This is a genomic window from Psychrobacter submarinus, assembly GCF_904846685.1.
Taxonomy (GTDB): Bacteria; Pseudomonadota; Gammaproteobacteria; order Pseudomonadales; family Moraxellaceae; genus Psychrobacter; species Psychrobacter submarinus.
On sequence record NZ_CAJHBQ010000001.1, the window covers coordinates 490534 to 511268 of the forward strand.

Sequence of the window (20735 nt, forward strand, 5' to 3'; positions counted from 1 at the left end):
ATAAGGTTCTTAAATACAATATATTGTAAACGCTCTCTTTATCTTAAAACGCAACTATAAAGTAGTTGCAAAACTCGTGTGCAGTTAGGTACTATATGTCTAAGTCAGAAAAACTTATAAAACGCTTTAGAACTGTTCCTACAGATTTCACATGGGATGAATTTGTTAAGCTGTTGTCTTTGCATGATTATCAGTTAGCGAAAGGTAGCGGTTCTAGAAGAAAGTTCATTAATAAAAGAACTGGCTTATCTATGAGTTTCCATGAACCTCATCCACAATCGATCATGAAGAGGTGCTATATACGTCAAGTTATTCAGCACTTTGATGATAATAAGGTATGGTCAAATAATGGCTAATAAACAATACTTCTCTTATAAAGGTTATACTGGTTCAATAGAGGTCAGTACAGAAGATTTATGCCTTTTTGGCAAAATTCAAATGATTCAAGACCTTGTTATGTACGATGGTGAAAATTTAGAAGAGTTAAAATTATCTTTTGAGTCTGCTGTCGATGAATATTTAGAGATGTGCGCAGAAGAAAATAAATGTCCTGATAAACCTTGTAGCGGTACCTTCAATGTTCGTATGTCAGAAAGTATGCATCGAAAAAGTATTCATGAATCTAATATTTTAGGTATTACTTTAAATAGTTTCATTTCCAAGTGTGTGACAAACTATTTTGAAGAGAATACTCTAAAAGATAGTTATATATTTGTCGATAAAGATACGTTTATAGAACAAATCACTCATCCTAAAAGTTACTCTACAGTAGGTTCAGAAATTGATTTCGATTACGAATATTCAATTGAGCCTAAAACATTTACTGTTTCACAAGCCATACAGTAATAGAGGTAAAAGTTATGACTAAAGATAGCAATGCTAAAGCTTCATATACAATGACTGAGTTAACAGAACTTATTTTAAGAAATGAAGAAATTACTGAAGGACATTATTTAGCAGTTATAGTTCCAGATATAACGGGTGGACAGATAAAATCAAATACTGAAGACAAATCTACCCAAGGATTAATAATTGAATTTAATGCTATAAATCTAATAAAAGTAAACGAGAATACTGAAAATGCTGTTGATGCTAGTTGTTTAACATAATAGAAAGCTTGAAAAATTTTTAGTAAATAGAAGGTGAACTTTTTAGTTCACCTTTTTTGTATTTAATACATTATATGTTTCAGAAAAGAGCATTTCATGGCAAAAGATCTTATCACTTTAGCTTTAACAATGTGCTTGACCCTACCCTTGATAGCCTGTGTCACCACTCCCAAAGCGCAAATGGCGACGACCGAATCCTTCGTCATTGATAGCGAGACGTATCAGTCGACAGGTAAAAGCGAGCGCATTAAAACGATCGTGCTGCACTATACCGTCAGCGACAACGCGCGCTCCATCAAGCTATTAACTCGCGGCAAAGTCAGCGCGCATTACCTCATTATGGATAAGAATGACAATAAGATATATAGTCTGGTACCAGAGAGCGAGCGCGCTTGGCACGCAGGCGACGGCGGTTTTGCCGATCGAACGATCCTGAATGACACGTCTATCGGTATTGAGATCGTCAATAAAGGTATCAAACCTCAATATCGAAACGCCCTCAAAAATAGCGAGCTTGACTATCATCCCTACTCGCATTTCGTCGAATTTGATGAGCTACAAATCAAAAAAGTCGCGCAATTGGTGCAAGATATTGCGCAGCGGTATGACATCTCCCCCAAAAACATCATCGGTCACGCGGACCTTGCCCCCTCGCGCAAGATTGACCCCGGTGCTAAGTTCCCTTGGCAGCGACTGTACAGCGAGTACGGTATTGGCGCTTGGTATGATGAGGCTGATAAGCAATATTTTATGCAGCAAGTTCAGCTAGCTACCCCAACGATACGGGAGGTCAAGCAGGCCTTTCGTGATTATGGCTATCAGATGAATACTACAGATGTGTGGGATAAAGAGAGCCGCAATGTCATTTATGCCTTCCAGTTGCATTTCCGGCCGCTAAAGCCAACAGGCATTATGGATATCGAGACCTATGCTATCCTAAAAGCACTCAATAAAAAGTATGCGGGACGTGACGATTTTTACTAGCCTGAGTGATCAACTATTAATCACGGACACTCAAACCATAACAATAACGAAAAAGGACATCTTATGAGCACCCTATTTAGCGTCAATTTAAACAAACTCGCCTTAATCCGCAACTCGCGTGGCACCGACTACCCTAATCTATTGTACTTTGTAAAAAAGCTGATTGATCTAGGGGTTAAAGGCTTTACCGTGCACCCACGGCCCGATGAGCGTCATATCCGCTATCAAGATGTTTATGATATCAGTGAGTATCTCAAAGATTATCAAGATATCGAATTTAATATCGAAGGCAATCCGAATGAACAATTTTTAAAACTCATTCGCGAGGTCAAACCGCATCAATGCACCCTCGTACCCGATAGCGAAGACCAGCTGACCTCTGACCACGGCTTTGATATTATCAAATACAGCGACATGCTGTCCAAACTCAGCCATGAGCTTGAAGGCTTTGGCACACGCTGCGCCGTATTTATCGACCCTGATATCGAGCAAATAAAAGCGGTCATCGCTAGCAACGTACAAACGATAGAGATGTACACCGAAGAATGGGCGCGCGCTTATGAAGATAAGAAGGATAACGACAGCAGTAATAACGACAGTAACTTCGCTGCAGTCAAACAGCGCTTTGACGATTGTATTAACCTCGCTAGCGAAAACGGTATGCGCGTCAACGCCGGACACGATTTGAATTTAGACAATTTAGCCGATTTGCTAAGAATTGGTGATATCGCGGAGGTGTCGATTGGTCATGCCTTTACTATTGAATCGCTAGAGCAAGGCATGGATAACGTCGTGCGTCAGTATTTGCAGATTTGTGGATAGAACGTTTTGATAAAAGAGGTACGTTATGAGCTTACGTATTCACGCGCTGTTTCATACCGATTATGCGGATCTAAGCTTTATCAAACAGTGGGCGCGCGCGCATAATCATCCGATCACCGTTAGTCGCTCCTACGACAACCTGCCAACGCTAGATAGCTTTGATTGGCTCATCGTGATGGGTGGGCCAATGAGCGTTCATGATGAGGATAAATATTCTTGGCTCATTAAAGAAAAGCGGCTGATAAAACAAGCTGTTGATGCCGGTAAAACAGTCATTGGCATTTGCTTAGGCGCGCAAATCATCGCGCATTGTTTGGGCGCTGAGGTGAAACCGTCTGGAATCAAAGAGATTGGCTGGTTACCGATGCAATTGACCGAAGCAGGTCAAGCGCATCCATTATTACAAGATCTACCCAAAGACTTTACGGTGTTTCACTGGCACGGCGAAGGTTTTGACTGTCCCAAAGGCGCAAGCATTATTGCGGAGACGCAGGCTTGGCCGAATCAAGGCTTTATCTATCAAACGCCAAAACATAAAACGCGTGGCACTTGGGTACTCGCTTGGCAATGTCACTTTGAAGTCACCAAAGAGAGCTTACCTAAAATGGTCTCCAATGGTAATGCGGCTATTCAAAGTGGACTGAAAGACTATCCCGAAACGGTACAAGCACCGGATGAGATATTAGCGCTAGGCGATAAATATATTGAAGAGAATAACGCCAGACTTGCCACTATGTTTAATCGAATAGCATCGTCAGCAAATAAATAGTATAAGGAGTCAATCATGAGTCATTCACAGCAAGATGACCAACAAGCGCTTGAGCAATATTTGGAAGCAAAGGCTAAAGAGGAGAAGGAATGTCAGCATCAACAAGAAGGTGAATCGCTGTCTGAATATGAGGCTTGTGTGCTTAGGGAGAGTGCTCGGGTTCGGGAGTTGATGGCTGAGGCGAAGAAGGGTTTGGAGGGTGAGTAAATAAATAAGTAGATAAATTACAAAAAACTACTCCGAACTATTATTTTTATTTTTTAACACATCATTTGATGTTATAATTTATAAAAACAGCATTGAGAATATAGATATGGCATATCAAGCACCGCAGTATGAGATTTTTAAGACATTGCTTGCCGTATAGTTGACACATCAAATATAGAAAATTAGTGTGTCAACTATTTTGCTCGCTGGTCGTTTATATGGGTAATATGCTTCCAGAACGATTTTTTTAGGTGTTGTCTATTTCTGAACCCACCACTTGGCTAAGGTGCCCCATCTTTAGATATATCGTAGCACCCTTTGGCCCTGCCTTGGTCTGTGCATATGTGTCTGCAGGTATACGTATCCACCCATCACGCTGATATACTTGTCCCTCGTCTAGCAGCTCACCTGCTAACACCAATAACTCTGCACCGCCGCTGACAAGATCAGTAAATAGCAACTCGCCAGCGTCTATACGTAGCAAGCTCACCTGCTCAGTCCCATTTGAGAAAAGAGGACAGACATCACGGTTGCTTTGTCGCTGCCAATTGGTCCTATCTTGAGTGTCGATAGCCACATGATTTGATTCATCAGATGTCATCTGTCGCAGTTTAACAAAGATTACCGCGCCTTCATCGCTATAGGGTTTGTGACCTGAGTTTGGCGGGTTACGTAAATACCACCCTGCTGGATAATGTGTGTCGTCTGCAGAAAATGTCCCTGACAGGACTAGAATCTCTTCTCCGCCCGGATGCATATGATGCGGAAAGTAAGAGTTCGGTGCATAGCGCACAAGACTGGTTGCACGGGCTTTTTCTTCACCCACGCGGTCTAGCATGACACGCTCTACGCCGCTCTGAGGCGACTGTACCCATTGATGGTTTGCAGGTGTAAGGGCAGCACGGCATGAGAAATCTGCATTGATACGCATAAAGTATTCCTAGGATAATGTGAAGTTGCTGAATCACTCATCATCCAACTCAAGCGGTTATCTGGCGCGCTAGATAACCGCTTATGACAATGAATAGTAGACGATGATGATATGTGCGTAGACCATATGTGCTTAGACCAATAGCCTAGCAAAAGCTTGTGTGAGCTTAATCTAGTGTCTCTCTAATAAAGAAACAAGCAGCCTAACAAAAAAAAGCAGCAAGGACTTACTGACATACCAATTAACGCACTAAAATGACAGGTGACAACGTACTGGCGATGATTTCTGTCGTGGTGCTCCCAAGGAATAGCTGCTGCCACTTAGAGTGTCCGTAGGCACCTACCACCATAGGGTGTGTATAGAATTCAAATCAGGGGCAACCAGATAAAGACACAAGCGAGCATTACCGCCGCTGCATAGCTATCTTTGAGCTTATCATATCGCGTGGCAATGCCCCTAAAATGTTTCAATCTAGCAAAAGCGTTTTCTACCAAATGACGGCAACGATACAAATACCAATCTAGTGTGTCGTTACAGCTTTTAGAGTTCGACTTAACAGGTATGACTGACTGAGCACAGTGCGTGAAGATACACTCTCTAATATCGCTACTATCGTAGCCCCTGTCTGCAATCACCGCTTTAGTCTGGTTATTAATCGTGCTAAATATCAACGCCTTTGCCATCTTAGAGTCATGTACTTGCCCACCTGACAGCTCAACATGTATAGGGTTGCCACAAGCATCGACCACTAAGTGCAGTTTGCTGCTATTACCTGCAACGCTTTTACCAATGGCCTCATCAAGATGACTGGCTGCGCCTGTACTATGCTGATGAGCTTTGACCACGCTACCGTCTATAAATAACCATTCACTATCATAGTTTGCTGTGACTATCTTCATGAGCTTTTGCCATTTACCGGTTTTACGCCAGTAACGGTATTGATGATATATGCTAGACCAATGACCAAAATAAGAAGGTAAGTCTCGCCATGGACAGCCTACTCGTATGCGGTACAACATGCCTTCAACGGTACGTCTTAGATTGGGCTTGTTATATACGTTAATTTGTCGCAATATAATAAATAGCTTGTGCCAATGTTCATCGTTGAGCTTGGTGCGAGCCATAAGTGACGCCTTGTTTCTTTGTTGTGGTAAACATTAGAGTAAGGCGTTGCTTATTTTTTTCAATGTTTTCTCAATTCTATACAGCCCCTAGGTAACCGAAAAAATAGATGCACATCCCACCTATAATAACGCTTACGCCATTAGAAGCTAAATAAACATATGCTTCCCACCCAGCACTGCGTCTAAGTACGTTTTTTTTAGTAGGCTTAGACGACGCCTCCATATATCCTAAAATTAAAATATATACTACTGCTAATAGGCCCATAGTACACTAACCAGCTTCACCCTCGGTTTCAGATAATTTTCTGGCTTCCATTCTTTTCAATGCTTGGATCTGCTTTGTCATTCCCTCTTGCACACTCTTGTTCTCATAGTTCACACGTAAGTTACCATATTCGTCAACGATAAGACGCTCATTCATATCTTTTTTACAACCTTTCGGGTTTGCAAATATATTAAGTGCTTTGTTTACAATGTTCATTGCCATAGTCCTTATACAAGCTAGAACTTGCTAATCCAGCAATTCTATAGGGTAATAAGTAGTTGCCTTGATTATTTATAATATACTAAACGCATAAAGTCAGCAATTACTTCTCATTATGCGAATGTTTCTTCTGTAATGGAAAACACGTTAATTGTTAAGAAAAATTTTTTCTGTCGTAATGGACAAAGTTCACGCTTGAAATAAAAAGGCGGGAAATGCTCCCAAATAAAAGCAAATTCCAAACACAAAAAAGGTGAGCCGAAGCCCACCTTTTTTTACGTCTAAAACAATTTTCTAAACCAACTTAGCCTATCTAAACCAAGCACAAGCGTTACGGAACATACGCATCCAGGCGTCATCGCTTTCACACACATCCATAATCCCACCGAGTGCGTGACCAAGATAAGATTGACTGTTTTTGATCAATTAAGCTTCGGTAATTAACTCAGGCTTTTTATTCAATAAGCGCATTAATGTGACGGCAGCCCCTGTTGGGTTTCTAGTACCTTGCTCCCAATTTTGTAAGGTACGCGAACTGATATTGAGTTTATCGGCAAACTGCTGTTGCGATAGCCCTGTCTTAGTTCTTATTTCCTTAATACTAGGCACGTCATGGGTAAACTGGCGGCTAGGCTGAGCCTGTCCTTTAGCAATCGCCAATGCTTGATTTAGTGATGTAGATAAATCATCGTAAAATTCATTGCTCATGGCTATACACCTCTTTAATTTGTTGAGTCAGTTTGTATAAACCAGACTTCTCTTCGCTTGATAGAGAGGCTTGTTTATTCTTCGGATAAGCTAGCAGCATAAAAAATATGCCTTGACTATTCACAAAATAATAGATAATCCGAATACCGCCACTCTTACCTTGGTTAAGTGCCCATCTGGTTTTTCGAACGCCCCCTGTACCTTGAATCAAATCACCTTGTTCTGGATTATTGATTAGATTTTCCTGTAGCTCTTTATAAGCTTCATCATCTAATAGTTTCAGTACTTGCTTAGTAAATATTGGCGTTTCGATGAAATGTAACATTCAATATCCTTTATCTTTATGTCTTATTATATACGTCATTGAAGTACTTATCTATATGTTTTTTCTGGATCTAATTAAGCTAAATATCATAAACACAAAAAAGGTGAGCCAAAGCCCACCTTTTCCTAGGTTTAAACATGATTTGAATCTAAGCTTAACGCAACCAAGCACGGGCGTTACGGAACATCCGCATCCATGCACCATCTTCATCCCACTGCTCAGGTTTCCAGCTATGGTTATACGCTTTTAGATTACGCTCAGGATGCGGCATCATGATCGTGACGCGACCGTCGGTGCTACATAGACCCGTGACCCCGCCGAGCGAACCGTTTGGATTGAGCGGATAGGTCTCGGTTGGATGGCCTTGGCTATCGACATAACGCATCGCCAGCTGACCATGTTTTGCCATACCGTCAATTTCAGTAGCGTTTAGGGTGGCAAGACCCTCACCATGCGCCACCGCAATTGGCAAGATGCTGTCTTGCATGCCTTTGAATAAGATAGACTTGGTACGCTCGATTTTGACATTGACCGTACGCGCTTCAAAACGCGCCGACTCATTTGCGATAAAGCGTGGAAAGTTTTCCGCACCTGGGATCAGGTCTTTTAACTGCGCCATCATCTGACAGCCATTACAGACGCCAAGTGAGAACGTATTCGGACGGGCGAAGAAGCGCACGAACTGCATACGCAGTTCGTCATGGAATAAGATAGAGTTGGCCCAGCCAGAACCTGCGCCGAGGACGTCACCGTAACTAAAGCCGCCACAAGCGACCAAACCGTCGAAGTCACGTAGATTGATGCGGCCTTCTAATAAGTCGCTCATGTGCACATCGACCGCTTCAAAGCCAGCTTGGGTAAAGCCTGCTGCCATCTCCAGCTGTCCGTTGACGCCTTGCTCGCGTAAGATAGCGACTCTTGGCTTGCTGTTATCAGAATCAGCACGACTGTTCAGATATGGCGTCTCGATCTTTTGATTGAGATCGAAGTTTGGCGCAGCGATAAGACCTTTATGATTAGTATCGGCAATCAAGTCATATTCTTGTTGCACGCATTCTGGATTATCACGGCGGCGGGCGATTTGATAGCTGACTTGACTCCACTCTTGTTGCAGCTCAGAACGCTTAAAGCTGAGGGTTTTATCGCCTTGATGTAGCGGCGTTTGGATAATGAGGCTATCTTCCTCAGTGCTTTGACCGACGAGGCTGAGCATATCGCTGACGTTATGCTCTTCTGCTAGCGTTATCAGATCGGCGACGTTTTCCGGCAGCACTTGAATGACCGCGCCCAGCTCTTCGCTGAACAGCTGACCGAGTAGATTATCATCACTGAGTGATAGCTTAATGCCTTGACGACTAGTGAACTGCATCTCTGCAATGGTCGCAAGCAAGCCGCCATCACCGATATCGTGGTAGGCGCTGATAATGCCTTGCTCATTACCCGCCTGTACGAAGTTAAAGAAGTCGACTAAGTCGCTAGGCTTATCAAGGTCGGGGCACTCGTTACCAAGCTGGCTTGCCGTTTGCGCAAGGATAGAGCCCCCAAGACGCAATTTACCTCTAGAGAGATCAAGACGATAAAACGCGCTATCGCCGTTGATCAGCTCAGGCGTGAGCGTTTTTGCCACATCAACGACTGGGGCAAAGGCAGTAATCACAAGGCTCATGGGTGAGACCACAGATTTATCTTGGCTATCCTCCTTAGCATCGTTATCATCTCTCCAATTGGCACGCATCGATAACGAGTCTTTACCGACTGGAATGGCAATCCCCAAAGCGGGACACAGCTCTTCACCGACAGTATGGACCGCATCAAATAATGCGGCGTCTTCCGCATCATCACCGCAAGCCGCCATCCAGTTCGCCGACATGGTGATGTCAGATAACTGGGAGATGCGCGCGCCTGCGATGTTGGTAATGGCTTCACCAACCGCTAATCTTGCCGAGGCTTTTGGGTCAATGAGTGCCACTGGGGTACGCTCGCCGATACTCATCGCTTCACCGGTCATCGCTTGACCATCAAGCGTTATAAGACCTGAAGCGGTAATCGCGCAATCTGCCACAGGCACTTGATAGCGACCAACATACTGATCGCGCACCACCATACCAGTGATTGAGCGGTCACCAATGCTAATGAGGAACGACTTGCTCGCGACAGTCGGATGACGCAGCACGTCTTTGACCGACTCGCTTAGGTCAAAATCATTGAGCACTAACGGCGCCAGCTCATTTGCTTGCACCTCGAAGCTGCGCTGCATCTTTGGCGTACCACCAAGCAATACTTGCATCGGCATATCGACAGGCTGATCATCGAGCAATTCATCATCGACTCTAAGCTGACGCACTTCAGTCGCCTCTCCCAATATCGCATACGGGCAGCGCTCACGGGCACAGATCGCATCGAACTGATCTTTGCTCTCTGGACGAATCGCCAGCACATAACGCTCTTGCGCCTCATTTGACCAGATCGCCATCGGTGACATGCCCGCCTCAAGCGATGGAATATGACGCAAGTTGAGCACCGCGCCCATATCGTGATCATCGACCAGCTCAGGCATGGCGTTAGACAGACCACCTGCGCCGACATCATGGATAGAGACGATGGGGTTGCCGTCTTGACTGGCGTTACTCACCTCAGCATCGTTACCGGCTAAGGCCCAGCAGCGATCGATGACTTCCTGACAGCGACGCTCCATCTCCGCGTTATCACGCTGCACCGAGGCAAAGTCTAAGCCTTCGTCAAGTGCGCCACTATCGACTGATGATGCCGCGCCGCCGCCAAGACCGATTTGCATTGCAGGACCACCAAGGACGATCAGCAGATCGCCCGCGCGGATGGGATTTTTCTCAATCAGGTTACGTTTAATATTACCGTAACCACCTGCCAGCATGATGGGCTTATGATAGCCACGCATCTCGCTACCGTCTTTGGCGGCTGAGGTATCTAACTGAAAGCTGCGGAAATAACCGCAAAGGTTGGGGCGGCCAAACTCGTTAGAGAAATTGGCACTACCTAATGGCGCCTCCGTCATAATCTCAAGGCTCGTTGCCATGCGCTCCGGCGTACCATAGTCCTGCGTGCTCACTTGTCCTGACTGCTCCCACTTCTCGGCAAGCTCTGGAATATGCAAGTGCGACACGTGGAAGCCTGTGAGACCCGCTTTGGGTTTACCGCCGCGGCCGGTGGCACCTTCGTCACGAATCTCACCGCCCGCGCCTGTTGCCGCGCCAGCATAAGGGGCAATGGCGGTTGGATGGTTGTGAGTTTCGACTTTCATAAGGATATCGATAGCTTCTTGATGAAAACCATACGGATGCGCAGCATTAGGGTTTTTAGCGTCTTCAGGAATAGGATAGTAACGCATGCCCTCAGCGCCAACCATCACCGCCGCGTTGTCTTTATAAGCGGAGAGGATACCTTCTGGATTTGATTGATAAGTATTCTTAATCATCTGAAACAAGGACTTTGGCTGTACTTCACCGTTAGCCGTCCACTCAGCGTTGAATATCTTGTGGCGGCAATGCTCTGAGTTGGCTTGGGCAAACATCATCAGCTCAACGTCGGTTGGATTGCGCTGTAGGTCATTGACATAAGCATGCAACAAGTAGTCGATGTCTTCGCTCGATAGCGCAAAACCAAACTGAGTATTGGCCGACTCAAGCGCACTGCGTCCTTCACCCATCACATCGATATGATTCAATGACGCTGGCGGTTCATCGTCAAACAGTTTATTCACGTCGTTTAAATCATAAACCAAGCTTTGGGTCATACGGTCATAGAGTAAACGCTCAGCCGCCGTTGGCAGCTTGTCTTCGGTAGCACCTTCTAGCGTCAGCGTATAAACAATCACCCGCTCAATACGATTGATCTTCAGCTCGCAGTTATTAAAAATATCGGTGGCTTTACTCGCCCATGGCGATATCGTGCCAAAACGCGGACTGACGATGACTTGGACTTGACGCTCTGTCGCAGCTTCTAGCGAGGTTTGCTCTTTTACCCCTAAAAGATCCAAAGCCTTTTTTTGCTCTTCACCTAAGAGCTCTCTTGAGAGTACAAAAACCTGCTGAGTACTGATTTGGGTCACGTTTAGATCGGTTTTTTGGGCAAATTGATTGATCAGTTGCTGGGTCTGAAAATCGGTCAAAAACGGCTGTCCGGCGATGGTCATCATAGAGGCATATTTCCTAGGATATGAGCAGTAACTGGCATCACTGCCATGCAAAGTAAATGGTCGCTGCATTATAACAAGAAGAGGCAAAATAAGCAGGAATAAAGCGGTACAATTTTACTCTTTACCCATCAAAGAACTTAAAGCCTGTCAATGAAGAGGGTAATAATCGCCCTTTTAAATTACCTTGTTAAACAAGCGGCTAAGTTGTTTTACTTAATGTTTATAGAGCTTACAAACACTCACATCGCCTTACGGGCAACCTATATAACTTCTCTACCTTCTTTCGTTATGTTGTAAAAGCTCAAGTATCAATAGACATTCATTTATAACGCAGCAATAACAATAATAACTGATCTAAATCAATTCAATAAAAAAGGACATATTATGAATAAGCAAGATAAAATCGATAAAGTACAAGAGATCGTTAAAGACATTAAATTTGCCATGATGACTACTGTCAATGGTAAAGGTGATTTGCATGCTTGGCCAATGACAACGACTGAGACCAGTATCGGCGGAAGAGAGATTTGGTTTATCGGTGATAAAACCTCAGATGTGGTCAAAGATATTCAGGACAATAAAAAGGTTGGCCTAACGTATTCGAGTCAAGATGCGAAGAACTATGTCTCTGTAAGCGCCAATGCTGAGTTACCAACAGACAAAAACAAATTAGAAGAACTGTGGTCACCAGTTTACAATGCCTTCTTTGAGCATGGTAAAGAAGATCCAAACGTTCAATTAATAAAAGTCGTACCCCATGGCGTAGAGTGCTGGATCAGCGGTAGCACAACGGTCAATATGTTTAAGATGGCAGCCGCTGCTGTACAAGACGGCGAAACGGCAGAAGATATTGGTGAAACCTTTGAGATTGAGCTATAAGCTATCGACAGTTACAACCAAACATATTAATAAAAACGCCAGTAAGGTTCACTTACTGGCGTTTTTGCTTGGGTATATTGAAATTACTAAATTCTATAGCGGATATTTAACCGCTACGTTTAAGATAAGGCCATGCCGCCTTTAGGTAAATCATCATTGACCAAAGCGTTAGTATCACCGCTGCCACCATCAACGCATAACCGATAGTCTCAAGCGACTCCCAATTGAGTAACAATACAGTAATAGCGACCATCTGAAAGGTGGTTTTTAGCTTGCCCACATAGGACACAGCGACGCTGGTACTATTACCCAATTCTGCCATCCATTCACGTAATGCGGATACAGCGATCTCGCGCGAGATAATCACAATAGCGGCAATCGCCATAATGATATTAGGATGCCACTGCACCAAAATGATGAGCGCGGCGGCGACCATAAGCTTGTCGGCGACCGGATCTAAAAACCGTCCAAAAGCCGATGTAACGTTGAGCTTACGCGCAAAGTAACCATCGAGCCAGTCGGTAATCGCAGCGATAATAAACACAGCCGTCAGTAGTAAATGACGCAATAAGCTGTCGCTAAATTCGCTCATTCCGACCCGGGCAATCACGTTATCAGAGATCGCAGGCATACCGATACCCATTGCAGGCGGCCAATAAGCTATCGCAACAAACAGCGGAATCATCAAAATCCGCGCAATCGTCAGATTGTTCGGTAAGTTGAAGATGCTTTTATCATCTTGCATCGGTGGTGATGGCGGGGTGTGCAGCTTTGTAGTTTCGGTCATGACAAAACCAGTTCTATATCGACATAATGATGGGCGCTAGCTTAGCATTTTTTAGCCTTGTCGTCATGAATACTATTTTTGCTTATCTCTACTATAGTATCTGAAACGCTTATACGGTATGCGATAGAAACAAAAGCATTTATCGATTTTAATTTGCAATAACTTTTATTATTGATAAGCGCAATTTAAAACAGATAAAAGCATAGGTACAAGTGTTCACTATAAGTTGTAAGCAGATGTAAGAAACAATTGATTAAGTAGCGATAGGCCTTATCTTTAACTATATAACTGTCTGTGAATAGACGTATAAAAGCACAGTGAAAGAAAAATAATAAGAAGTAAGAACCAGCTATAAATAAGCCTAGCTATACAGTAATATAACCCTTTTTCCTCAGCCCGCAGTTCCTCCTCTGTGGGCTTTTTTTTGCTTTTATATTGAAAACATCAATATCAAAGCCAGCCAAGCTGAGAGACAAGCTATAAATAATCTCTAAAACTCTATACCTCTAAAGTTGCCGCGATTACTTCTACCACCTCTTCGGCCATCTGGTAGCAGCTCTCGATGTTGCCGCGCCCGCACCAATCCCCACTAACTATCCATTGCTGCTCGTTATCTACTAAGATACCTAATGGCTGCTCATCATCTTTGTCATTTAGCGCCATCGATGTTGCTGCATAGCGCCAACGATGACAGTCAATTTGACTTGGCGCAGTTTGCTCAGTCCAGCTTAGCGCCTCTTTAGCTTCTGCTAGCAGCCGAGCCGTTACCTCGTCAATATCCTGGTCTACTTGCTGCTCAGACCAGTCGTTATCGGCGTGAATCGTGACACTTGGTAATAGCCCCTCATGATTAGGCTTATGATGCTCAACAAATATCTTAGCCAAAATAGAGTCTTGTAGATGCGCGACATCCCACAATTTTAAATCTTGACGCTTACTTGAGCTTTTTAAGCTAGCAGGTAGCTTTGACTCCTCATCCCAGCCAAGCATAAGCGTATAGCAAGCTCGCATTTTTGGCTGCATAATTTTCGCTTGTTCTGTGAAGCTGCTATCTGCCATCAGCTCAGCCGTTTGCACGTTCGGCGCGGTGCAAACAACCCAATCAAAAAGCCCTAAACTCTCGCCATTATCATCAAACAGCTCTGTTGGTTGACCTGCCTGCGGATTGGCATATTGCGTCAGCGGTGCCACGCGAGTTTGGAACTGTATCTTTGTCTGCTGCAACTGATCTGCTAACGCTCGGCCCCAACTGGTCATCTTTGGTGTACTAACGTAACGGGCCTGCTCAGTGCCCCACTGCTCTTTTGGCTCGATGTGCGGCGCCTGCTCGCTCTTATTCGTGATAGATAAATTGACCACTTGCGCGCACCATGGCTGCAACAACCCTGAGTCTAACCAAGGCGCTATAAACTGTTGGAAGCTATCGGTCTTGGCGGTGAAGAACTGCGCGCCAAAGCTCCACTGCCAGTTTTTACCTGTTACGCTATCGCTACGATAGCGCGTCGCTAACCGTCCCACGCCGCGCGATTTCTCAAAAACGGTGATTTGCAGATCTGAGTGCTGATTCTGATACTGATGTTGAGCAAACTTGCGCTCTAATAAAATGGCGGTAAATAGACCGCTTAAGCCGCCACCGATGATGGCTATCTTGGGGTATGAGGATAACGCTTTACTCTTGTCTTGCTCGTTATGTATTGCATAATCAGTCATAAAAAGGTTGCGCCTTATAAATAAAATTGCAAAAAACAATAGCTAAAGATAGCACAAAACTATCCTTAAAAATCATATGCAAAAAGTCATGCTCTTTTTTGCTATGATAAAAAAGAGCATGACTTGTATAATACTTAAAGCTGAAACTCGCCGTTAGAGACCGTCCGTACGTTCAGCTTTCACTGCCTCAATGAGTTTATTAATCACTGAGCTATCTGCTAAGGTGGACAAATCACCGAGACCGACATACTGACCGGCAGCAATACTGCGCAGAATACGGCGCATGATTTTGCCAGAGCGAGTTTTAGGTAGAGCATTAACGATAAAGATAGCATCTAAGTTGGCAATAGGACCAATCTCACGACGCACATGGCGATTAAGCTCAGCTTTGAGACTATCATCTGCGCTCTCACCTGACTTTAGGATGGCAAACACACAAATGCCAACGCCGCGTATCTCATGTGGCATCCCGACCACGGCAGCTTCCACGATGGAGGGATGCTCATCGAAGGCGCTTTCGATCTCAGCCGTGCCAAGCCTATGTCCTGAGACATTGAGGACATCATCAACACGCCCTGTAATCCAGTAATGACCATCTTCATCACGCTGCGCGCCATCACCTGTGAAATAGTAACCCGGATACTCAGCAAAATAAGTCTCCAAAAAACGCGCATGATCATTATAAATCGTACGCATTTGACCCGGCCAGCTATTACTAATCGCTAAGTTACCTGAGGCCGGACCCTCAAGCTCATAGTCATCTTCCATGATGGCAGGCTCAATACCGTATAGCGGATTCATCGCAGCACCCGGTTTGAGCGCGACTGTACCGGGAATAGGTGCCAGCAAAATCCCCCCGGTTTCTGTTTGCCACCACGTATCGACGATAGGGCAACGCGCGCCGCCGACGACATTATAGTACCAGTCCCACGCTTCAGGGTTGATCGGTTCGCCGACCGTGCCAAGCAAACGCAAACTTGAGCGATCTGACTCACGCACAAAAGCATCGCCCTCTTTCATCATTGCACGAATGGCGGTTGGCGCGGTATATAATATACTGATATTGTGCTTATCTATGATATTACCGACGCGCGCCCAAGTGGGGTATTCGGGCACACCTTCGAACATCACTGTTGTGGTGCCATTGGCCAACGGCGCGTACGTGGCGTAAGTGTGGCCAGTGATCCAGCCGACATCAGCGGTGCACCAGAAGATATCATCGTCTTTGATATCGAAGACATCACGAAAGGTCGATAGCGCATAGACGATATAGCCGCCGGTAGTATGGACGACGCCTTTGGGCTTACCTGTTGAGCCGGAGGTGTATAATAAAAACAGTGGGTCCTCGGCATTCATAACCTCAGGCTCACAGTGCTCGCTTTGCGCGTCGATGAGGTTATGATACCAGTGATCGCGGCGACCACTCATCGGCACTGAGTTGCCCGTACGGTGTACGACGATGACGTTTTCTACGCTATCTGTGCCCTCAGCATCCAAAGCGCGATCGACATTGGCTTTGAGCGGCGTACGGCTATTACCACGCAGGCCCTCATCAGCCGTAATCACTAGTTTGGACTGACTATCGACGATGCGGCTACTTAAACTCTCAGCAGAGAAGCCGCCAAAGACCACCGAATGCACCGCGCCAATGCGAGTACACGCCAGCATAGCGACCATAGCTTCAGGTATCATCGGCATATACAGAGTCACGCGATCGCCTTTTTTTATCCCTAAGTTACGCATAGCGTTACCTAAGCGGCAGACCTCGGCATATAGCTCTTTAAAAGAAATGATTTTATTTAAAGAGGGGTGATCGCCCTCCCAAATGATGGCAGGCTTGTAAGGGTTGTTTTTTAGATGACGATCGAGGCAGTTGACCGAGAGGTTAAGCTCGCCGTCCTCAAACCACTTAATACGAAAATCCTCCAAGTCATAGCTGACATTACTGATCTTGGTAGGTTTGGTGATCCAATCGATGCTCTCAGCGCGCTCAGCCCAATACGCATCGTTGTCTTCAGTCGAAGCGATGGAGCGCTGATAGTCCTTTTTGTATTGTTCAGGACTGGTATTTGCAGTGGCGATAAATTCAGCCGGAATAGAAAACGATTCTTGAGTCATGGTCATCTTCCTTTTTGATTATCACTACCTTATAAATCGCGGTTGATAATAGTCACGCGTCTATATCGGTAATGCATGCCATCGTCCATAATGTATGACGTTTAACGATAGTTTGGCAAATAAGCAAAAAGGTTGCAAGCCATTGACTATGAATAATAACAATTTCAATATACAACTGTGCACTTAAAATTAGATTAACATCATATATAAAACGCAAAGCCTATGACCCAAACAAGCCATACCTAAGTATGACTTGTGATTCGTCCAACGGCATTAGAGTATTAAAGGCACTCGCTTTTTATTTGAGCTGAGTGACCGTTTTCCATTGACCATCTTGTACTTGCGATAAATAAATATCGTTAATAGCGACATGGCTCTCAGGTGTGATAGCGACCGTAGATCCGGTAATGCCATCAACGAAGCTTACCGTTTCAAGACCGCTGTTAAAAGTATCGGCATTGAGATCAGCACCTGCTGCTTTTAGCCCTTCAACGGTGACCTTAGCAGATAGATAGCCAAGAATAGCGCCGGCTGATACGTCCTCACCTGTGGTTGCTTCATACTTTTCTACCCAAGCTTTGGTCTCAGGCTCATCCGCTCTTAAGTCTAGATCATTGTAGTAAGAGACTGCATACAACCCTTCACTAGCGCCGCCTGGCGCTTCAGCAACGGCCGGGTGGAACCCAGTAACCGGAGCGATGAATTTGACATCATCCCAGCCCATAGCGTTTGCCGTGCCGACTGCGGTAATAGCGCCGCGGATGGTTAAGGATAAGGCCACAAGCTCACAACCTGAATCTTTGAGCTTAGCGATTGCGCCTGAGAAGTCCGTTTCATCAGGACGATGTGAGCTAGCCTCAACTAAGGTGACATTAGGGTTATTATTCGTAATATCCATAGCCGCTTCATTGGTCTCCTCACCATAGTCTGATGGGATGTACATGACGCATAGATTAGTCACATTATTCTCAGCAATCAGATTCTCCATCCCTAACTTGATAGAGTCATAATAGGTACTACCAGAAGTATAGCGGCGATCAAAGTCGCCCTCTTCTTGCATGGCGCGGGCAAAGGTGAGCGGCATGACGCTTGGTACGTTGGCGCGATCCATAATGGGGAAGCTTGCTAAATTGTGCGGGGTGCCAAGCGACATCAGCATAGCAAATACTTTGTCGCGGCTTACCAGCTTATTAGCGGCCTGTACCGCTTTTGGTACTTGATAAGAATGGTCTTCGACAATGTAGCGAATGGTGCGACCATTGACGCCGCCTGCTGCATTGACTTCATCAAAATACATATTCGCGCCTGCGACCGCAGGATTACCAAAACCTGCAAACGGACCTGATAAGTCATTTGCACTACCTAGAATAATCTCCGTGTCAGTTACGCCTTGCACGGGTATATCGCTAGTTGAGGTGGTGGTCTCAGTATCCGTACCAGTCGCTTCTGTAGTTTTAGGATCGCTACAACCCACCAAACCTACGGTAACCGTTAGCGCCATTAGCGTCGTCTTGACTGTCCATTTCATTGTTTATCTCCTTGCGACTTCAGTCGCTGTTAGTTTGATGCAGTTACTACTCTTTGTACTCTCAAGCTTTCCCTTACTCTCTACACTTGCACTAGACTCGATACTGTTATTAATGTTATTTCCATTATTACTGTTATCAACCAAGCTGCTCTGAACTAGAAACATTCAAATCAGTACATAGAGTCGATAAGCGTATGGTGCTTTTTCTCAACTAAACTCCTTTTTAGTTTCATCGTCGCGGTAAGCTCCTCATCTTCGGGATTTAAGAGTACATCAATGAGTCGAAAGCGTTTGATCTTCTCGACCTGCGCTAGGCTTTCATTGACAGACTGTATGACCTCATCGATCAAAGCGATGACTTCTGGCGCATGACATAAGGAGCGAAAGTCTGAGAACATCACTTGATTGTCTTGAGCGAATTTTTCGACATTTTCTTGATCAATCATAATCAAGCAGCTCAGATATTTGCGCCTATCGCCGATGATAATGGCATCTGAGATATAGGAGGAGAATTTAAGCTTACTCTCTATCGCAGCTGGGGTGACATTTTTACCGCCGGCGGTGATGATAATGTCTTTGATACGGCCGGTGATAAATAGATAGCCGTCTTTTAATTCGCCAACATCGCCAGTATGTAGCCAGCCATCGCGTAAGTCCTCTGCTGTCTTTTCAGGTTTATTCCAATACCCTGCAAAGACATTACCGCCTTTGACAAGTATTTCACCATTATCAGCGATACGTACCTCGGAGTTTGGCAATATCTTACCGACGCTACCCGCTCGGTTTGCATCCGGGGTGTTTATCGATATGACTCCCGAGCTTTCGGTCATACCGTAACCTTCGTAGATAGGTACGCCTATAGCGTGAAACCAGCGGATAATATCTAACGATATTGGCGCAGCCCCAGTTGCCGCGCGGCGGATATTGGTCATGCCGATAAGGTCGCGCAGCTTACGTAGTACTAGCTTGTCCCAAAACTCATAGCGCAGTTTTTGGGCGGTCGTAGGTGTGTTGCCTGCCATAATCACGTCGGCATAGTCATAGCCTGCTTTTATGGCTTTATCAAATGCCCAGCCGTTAAAGGCGCTGGCGTCGCTGCGCATATTAGCGATAACAGCATACATCTTCTCCCACAGCCTAGGCACAGCTGTAAAGGTATTCGGCGAGACTTCTTTCATATTTTCAAAGACCGTCTCGGTACTCTCGGCAAAATTGACGATACAGCCGCGATGAATAGGCAGATCCACTGACGTTAGACGCTCTAGTACATGACAAAGCGGTAAAAAGCACAGCTGCTCATCGCTAGGTAAGATAGTGAGCACCTCGATACTGTTTCTGAGCCCAAACAGCACATTAGCATGGGTCAATATGGCCCCTTTTGGGTCGCCTGTGGTACCTGAGGTATAGATTAGGGTACGGACATCGTTAGGCGTGCTTTGATCAATATAATCGCTAAAGCGCTCCAAAGCATATTCCACACTTTGACCGAGTAGATATAGTTCGTCTAAGAACATCACCTGCTCGTCTTTTAGACTACGTAGGCCTTTATCGTCAAAGACAATCACCTTTTTGACATTAGGTACCTGTTCACGTATCTGCAAAAACTTATGCAGCTGCTCATCGTTTTCGACAATCAAAAACTTAGAGCGGCTGTCGCTGAGTATATAAGCAAGCTGCTCTGGACTGTCTGTCGTATAGACGCCGTTAGGTATGCCGCCGACGGCGCAAACTCCTAGATCGCAATAGAGCCACTCTTTATTGTCTTCACTTAAGATAGAGACGGTGTCGCCTTTATTCAGACCAAGCTCGGCAAGTGCCATACCAATATCACAGCTGCGCTGATAATAATCCGTCCAGCTGTAGCTTTGCCAGATACCAAACGCCTTTTCGCGATGAGCGATTTTGTCGCCTCGATCTAAGCACATCTGTCGCCAAAGCTTGGTCAAGGTATCACAGCCCTCTAAGAGCTGCGGCGCATGATCATAAGGGGCATTATTTATCGTGCGGCGAGTACCAGTAGAAGCCGGTGAATCATTCGTTAAAGTATCCGTTACAGTATCGATGGAGGTCGTCATGATC

The 20735-nt window shown here is 45.1% G+C and carries 19 protein-coding genes and 1 pseudogene; 8 read left to right on the forward strand and 12 right to left on the reverse strand.

All coding sequences use genetic code 11. The features are described 5' to 3' along the window. Positions 1–95: 95 nt before the first annotated feature. The 7 genes from JMY03_RS02210 (at position 96) to JMY03_RS02240 (ending at position 3891) form a co-directional block, all read left to right on the forward strand. A complete protein-coding gene (locus JMY03_RS02210; protein ID WP_071002444.1) occupies positions 96–356 on the forward strand; it encodes a type II toxin-antitoxin system HicA family toxin in 261 nt (86 codons plus the stop codon). Further along, positions 349–846 carry a type II toxin-antitoxin system HicB family antitoxin gene (locus JMY03_RS02215; RefSeq protein WP_201600661.1) on the forward strand — a complete coding sequence of 166 codons (498 nt, stop codon included), beginning with the start codon at positions 349–351 and terminating at the stop codon, positions 844–846. Before JMY03_RS02210 ends, JMY03_RS02215 begins: the two co-directional genes overlap by 8 nt. A 14-nt stretch (positions 847–860) precedes the next feature. Next, entirely contained in the window at positions 861–1109 is a 249-nt protein-coding gene (locus JMY03_RS02220) for a hypothetical protein (protein ID WP_201600663.1), read from the forward strand. A 96-nt stretch (positions 1110–1205) separates the two neighbouring features. Continuing rightward, positions 1206–2093 (forward strand): N-acetylmuramoyl-L-alanine amidase, encoded by an 888-nt coding sequence (locus tag JMY03_RS02225; RefSeq protein ID WP_201600665.1) that lies wholly within the window; start codon positions 1206–1208, stop codon positions 2091–2093. Positions 2094–2156: 63 nt separating this feature from the next. Then, positions 2157–2915: a pyridoxine 5'-phosphate synthase gene (locus tag JMY03_RS02230; RefSeq protein ID WP_201600667.1), complete on the forward strand. Its 759-nt coding sequence runs from the start codon at positions 2157–2159 to the stop codon at positions 2913–2915. Between the two features lie 25 nt (positions 2916–2940). Next, positions 2941–3684 (forward strand): type 1 glutamine amidotransferase, encoded by a 744-nt coding sequence (locus JMY03_RS02235; RefSeq protein ID WP_201600669.1) that lies wholly within the window; start codon positions 2941–2943, stop codon positions 3682–3684. Between the two features lie 15 nt (positions 3685–3699). After that, positions 3700–3891, forward strand: coding sequence for a hypothetical protein (locus JMY03_RS02240; protein ID WP_201600671.1), 192 nt, complete (start codon positions 3700–3702; stop codon positions 3889–3891). Between the two features lie 247 nt (positions 3892–4138). On the opposite strand, the gene JMY03_RS02245 is transcribed toward JMY03_RS02240, so the two are convergent. The 7 genes and pseudogenes from JMY03_RS02245 to purL all read right to left on the reverse strand — a co-directional run bounded on the left by JMY03_RS02245 (position 4139) and on the right by purL (position 11634). Beyond that, positions 4139–4822, reverse strand: coding sequence for a cupin domain-containing protein (locus JMY03_RS02245; protein WP_201600673.1), 684 nt, complete (start codon positions 4820–4822; stop codon positions 4139–4141). Between the two features lie 241 nt (positions 4823–5063). Then, a pseudogene (locus JMY03_RS13065) lies at positions 5064–5171 on the reverse strand (universal stress protein); the annotation flags it as partial. A 16-nt stretch (positions 5172–5187) separates the two neighbouring features. Continuing rightward, the gene (locus tag JMY03_RS02250) at positions 5188–5946 is read right to left on the reverse strand and encodes an IS5 family transposase (RefSeq protein WP_192529359.1); all 759 of its coding nucleotides are present in this window, start codon (positions 5944–5946) and stop codon (positions 5188–5190) included. A 271-nt stretch (positions 5947–6217) separates the two neighbouring features. Further along, a complete protein-coding gene (locus JMY03_RS02255; RefSeq protein ID WP_201600676.1) occupies positions 6218–6427 on the reverse strand; it encodes a hypothetical protein in 210 nt (69 codons plus the stop codon). Between the two features lie 429 nt (positions 6428–6856). Further along, complete coding sequence (gene nadS, locus JMY03_RS02260; protein WP_058024381.1) at positions 6857–7138, reverse strand: NadS family protein; 282 nt, start codon at positions 7136–7138, stop codon at positions 6857–6859. Further along, the gene (locus JMY03_RS02265; RefSeq protein ID WP_025643795.1) at positions 7128–7463 is read right to left on the reverse strand and encodes a type II toxin-antitoxin system RelE/ParE family toxin; all 336 of its coding nucleotides are present in this window, start codon (positions 7461–7463) and stop codon (positions 7128–7130) included. The genes nadS and JMY03_RS02265 overlap by 11 nt, the downstream gene beginning before the upstream one ends. A 154-nt stretch (positions 7464–7617) precedes the next feature. Further along, complete coding sequence (gene purL / locus JMY03_RS02270) at positions 7618–11634, reverse strand: phosphoribosylformylglycinamidine synthase (protein ID WP_201600679.1); 4017 nt, start codon at positions 11632–11634, stop codon at positions 7618–7620. 384 nt (positions 11635–12018) lie between these two features. Between purL and JMY03_RS02275 the strand changes: the two genes are divergently transcribed. Next, on the forward strand, positions 12019–12513 hold the full coding sequence (locus tag JMY03_RS02275) for a pyridoxamine 5'-phosphate oxidase family protein (RefSeq protein WP_201600682.1): 495 nt from the start codon (positions 12019–12021) through the stop codon (positions 12511–12513). A gap of 106 nt (positions 12514–12619) precedes the next feature. Here the strand turns inward: JMY03_RS02275 and pgsA are convergent, their stop codons facing one another. The 5 genes from pgsA to JMY03_RS02300 form a co-directional block, all read right to left on the reverse strand. Next, positions 12620–13258 (reverse strand): CDP-diacylglycerol--glycerol-3-phosphate 3-phosphatidyltransferase, encoded by a 639-nt coding sequence (pgsA, locus tag JMY03_RS02280; protein WP_198013348.1) that lies wholly within the window; start codon positions 13256–13258, stop codon positions 12620–12622. Positions 13259–13798: 540 nt separating this feature from the next. Continuing rightward, positions 13799–15010: an NAD(P)/FAD-dependent oxidoreductase gene (locus JMY03_RS02285; RefSeq protein WP_201600685.1), complete on the reverse strand. Its 1212-nt coding sequence runs from the start codon at positions 15008–15010 to the stop codon at positions 13799–13801. A 153-nt stretch (positions 15011–15163) separates the two neighbouring features. Next, the gene (gene acs / locus JMY03_RS02290; protein WP_201600688.1) at positions 15164–17128 is read right to left on the reverse strand and encodes an acetate--CoA ligase; all 1965 of its coding nucleotides are present in this window, start codon (positions 17126–17128) and stop codon (positions 15164–15166) included. 298 nt (positions 17129–17426) lie between these two features. After that, positions 17427–18656, reverse strand: coding sequence for an ABC transporter substrate-binding protein (locus JMY03_RS02295; protein WP_201600690.1), 1230 nt, complete (start codon positions 18654–18656; stop codon positions 17427–17429). A gap of 170 nt (positions 18657–18826) precedes the next feature. Further along, a complete protein-coding gene (locus JMY03_RS02300) occupies positions 18827–20731 on the reverse strand; it encodes an AMP-dependent synthetase/ligase (protein WP_227675459.1) in 1905 nt (634 codons plus the stop codon). Positions 20732–20735 lie beyond the last annotated feature (4 nt).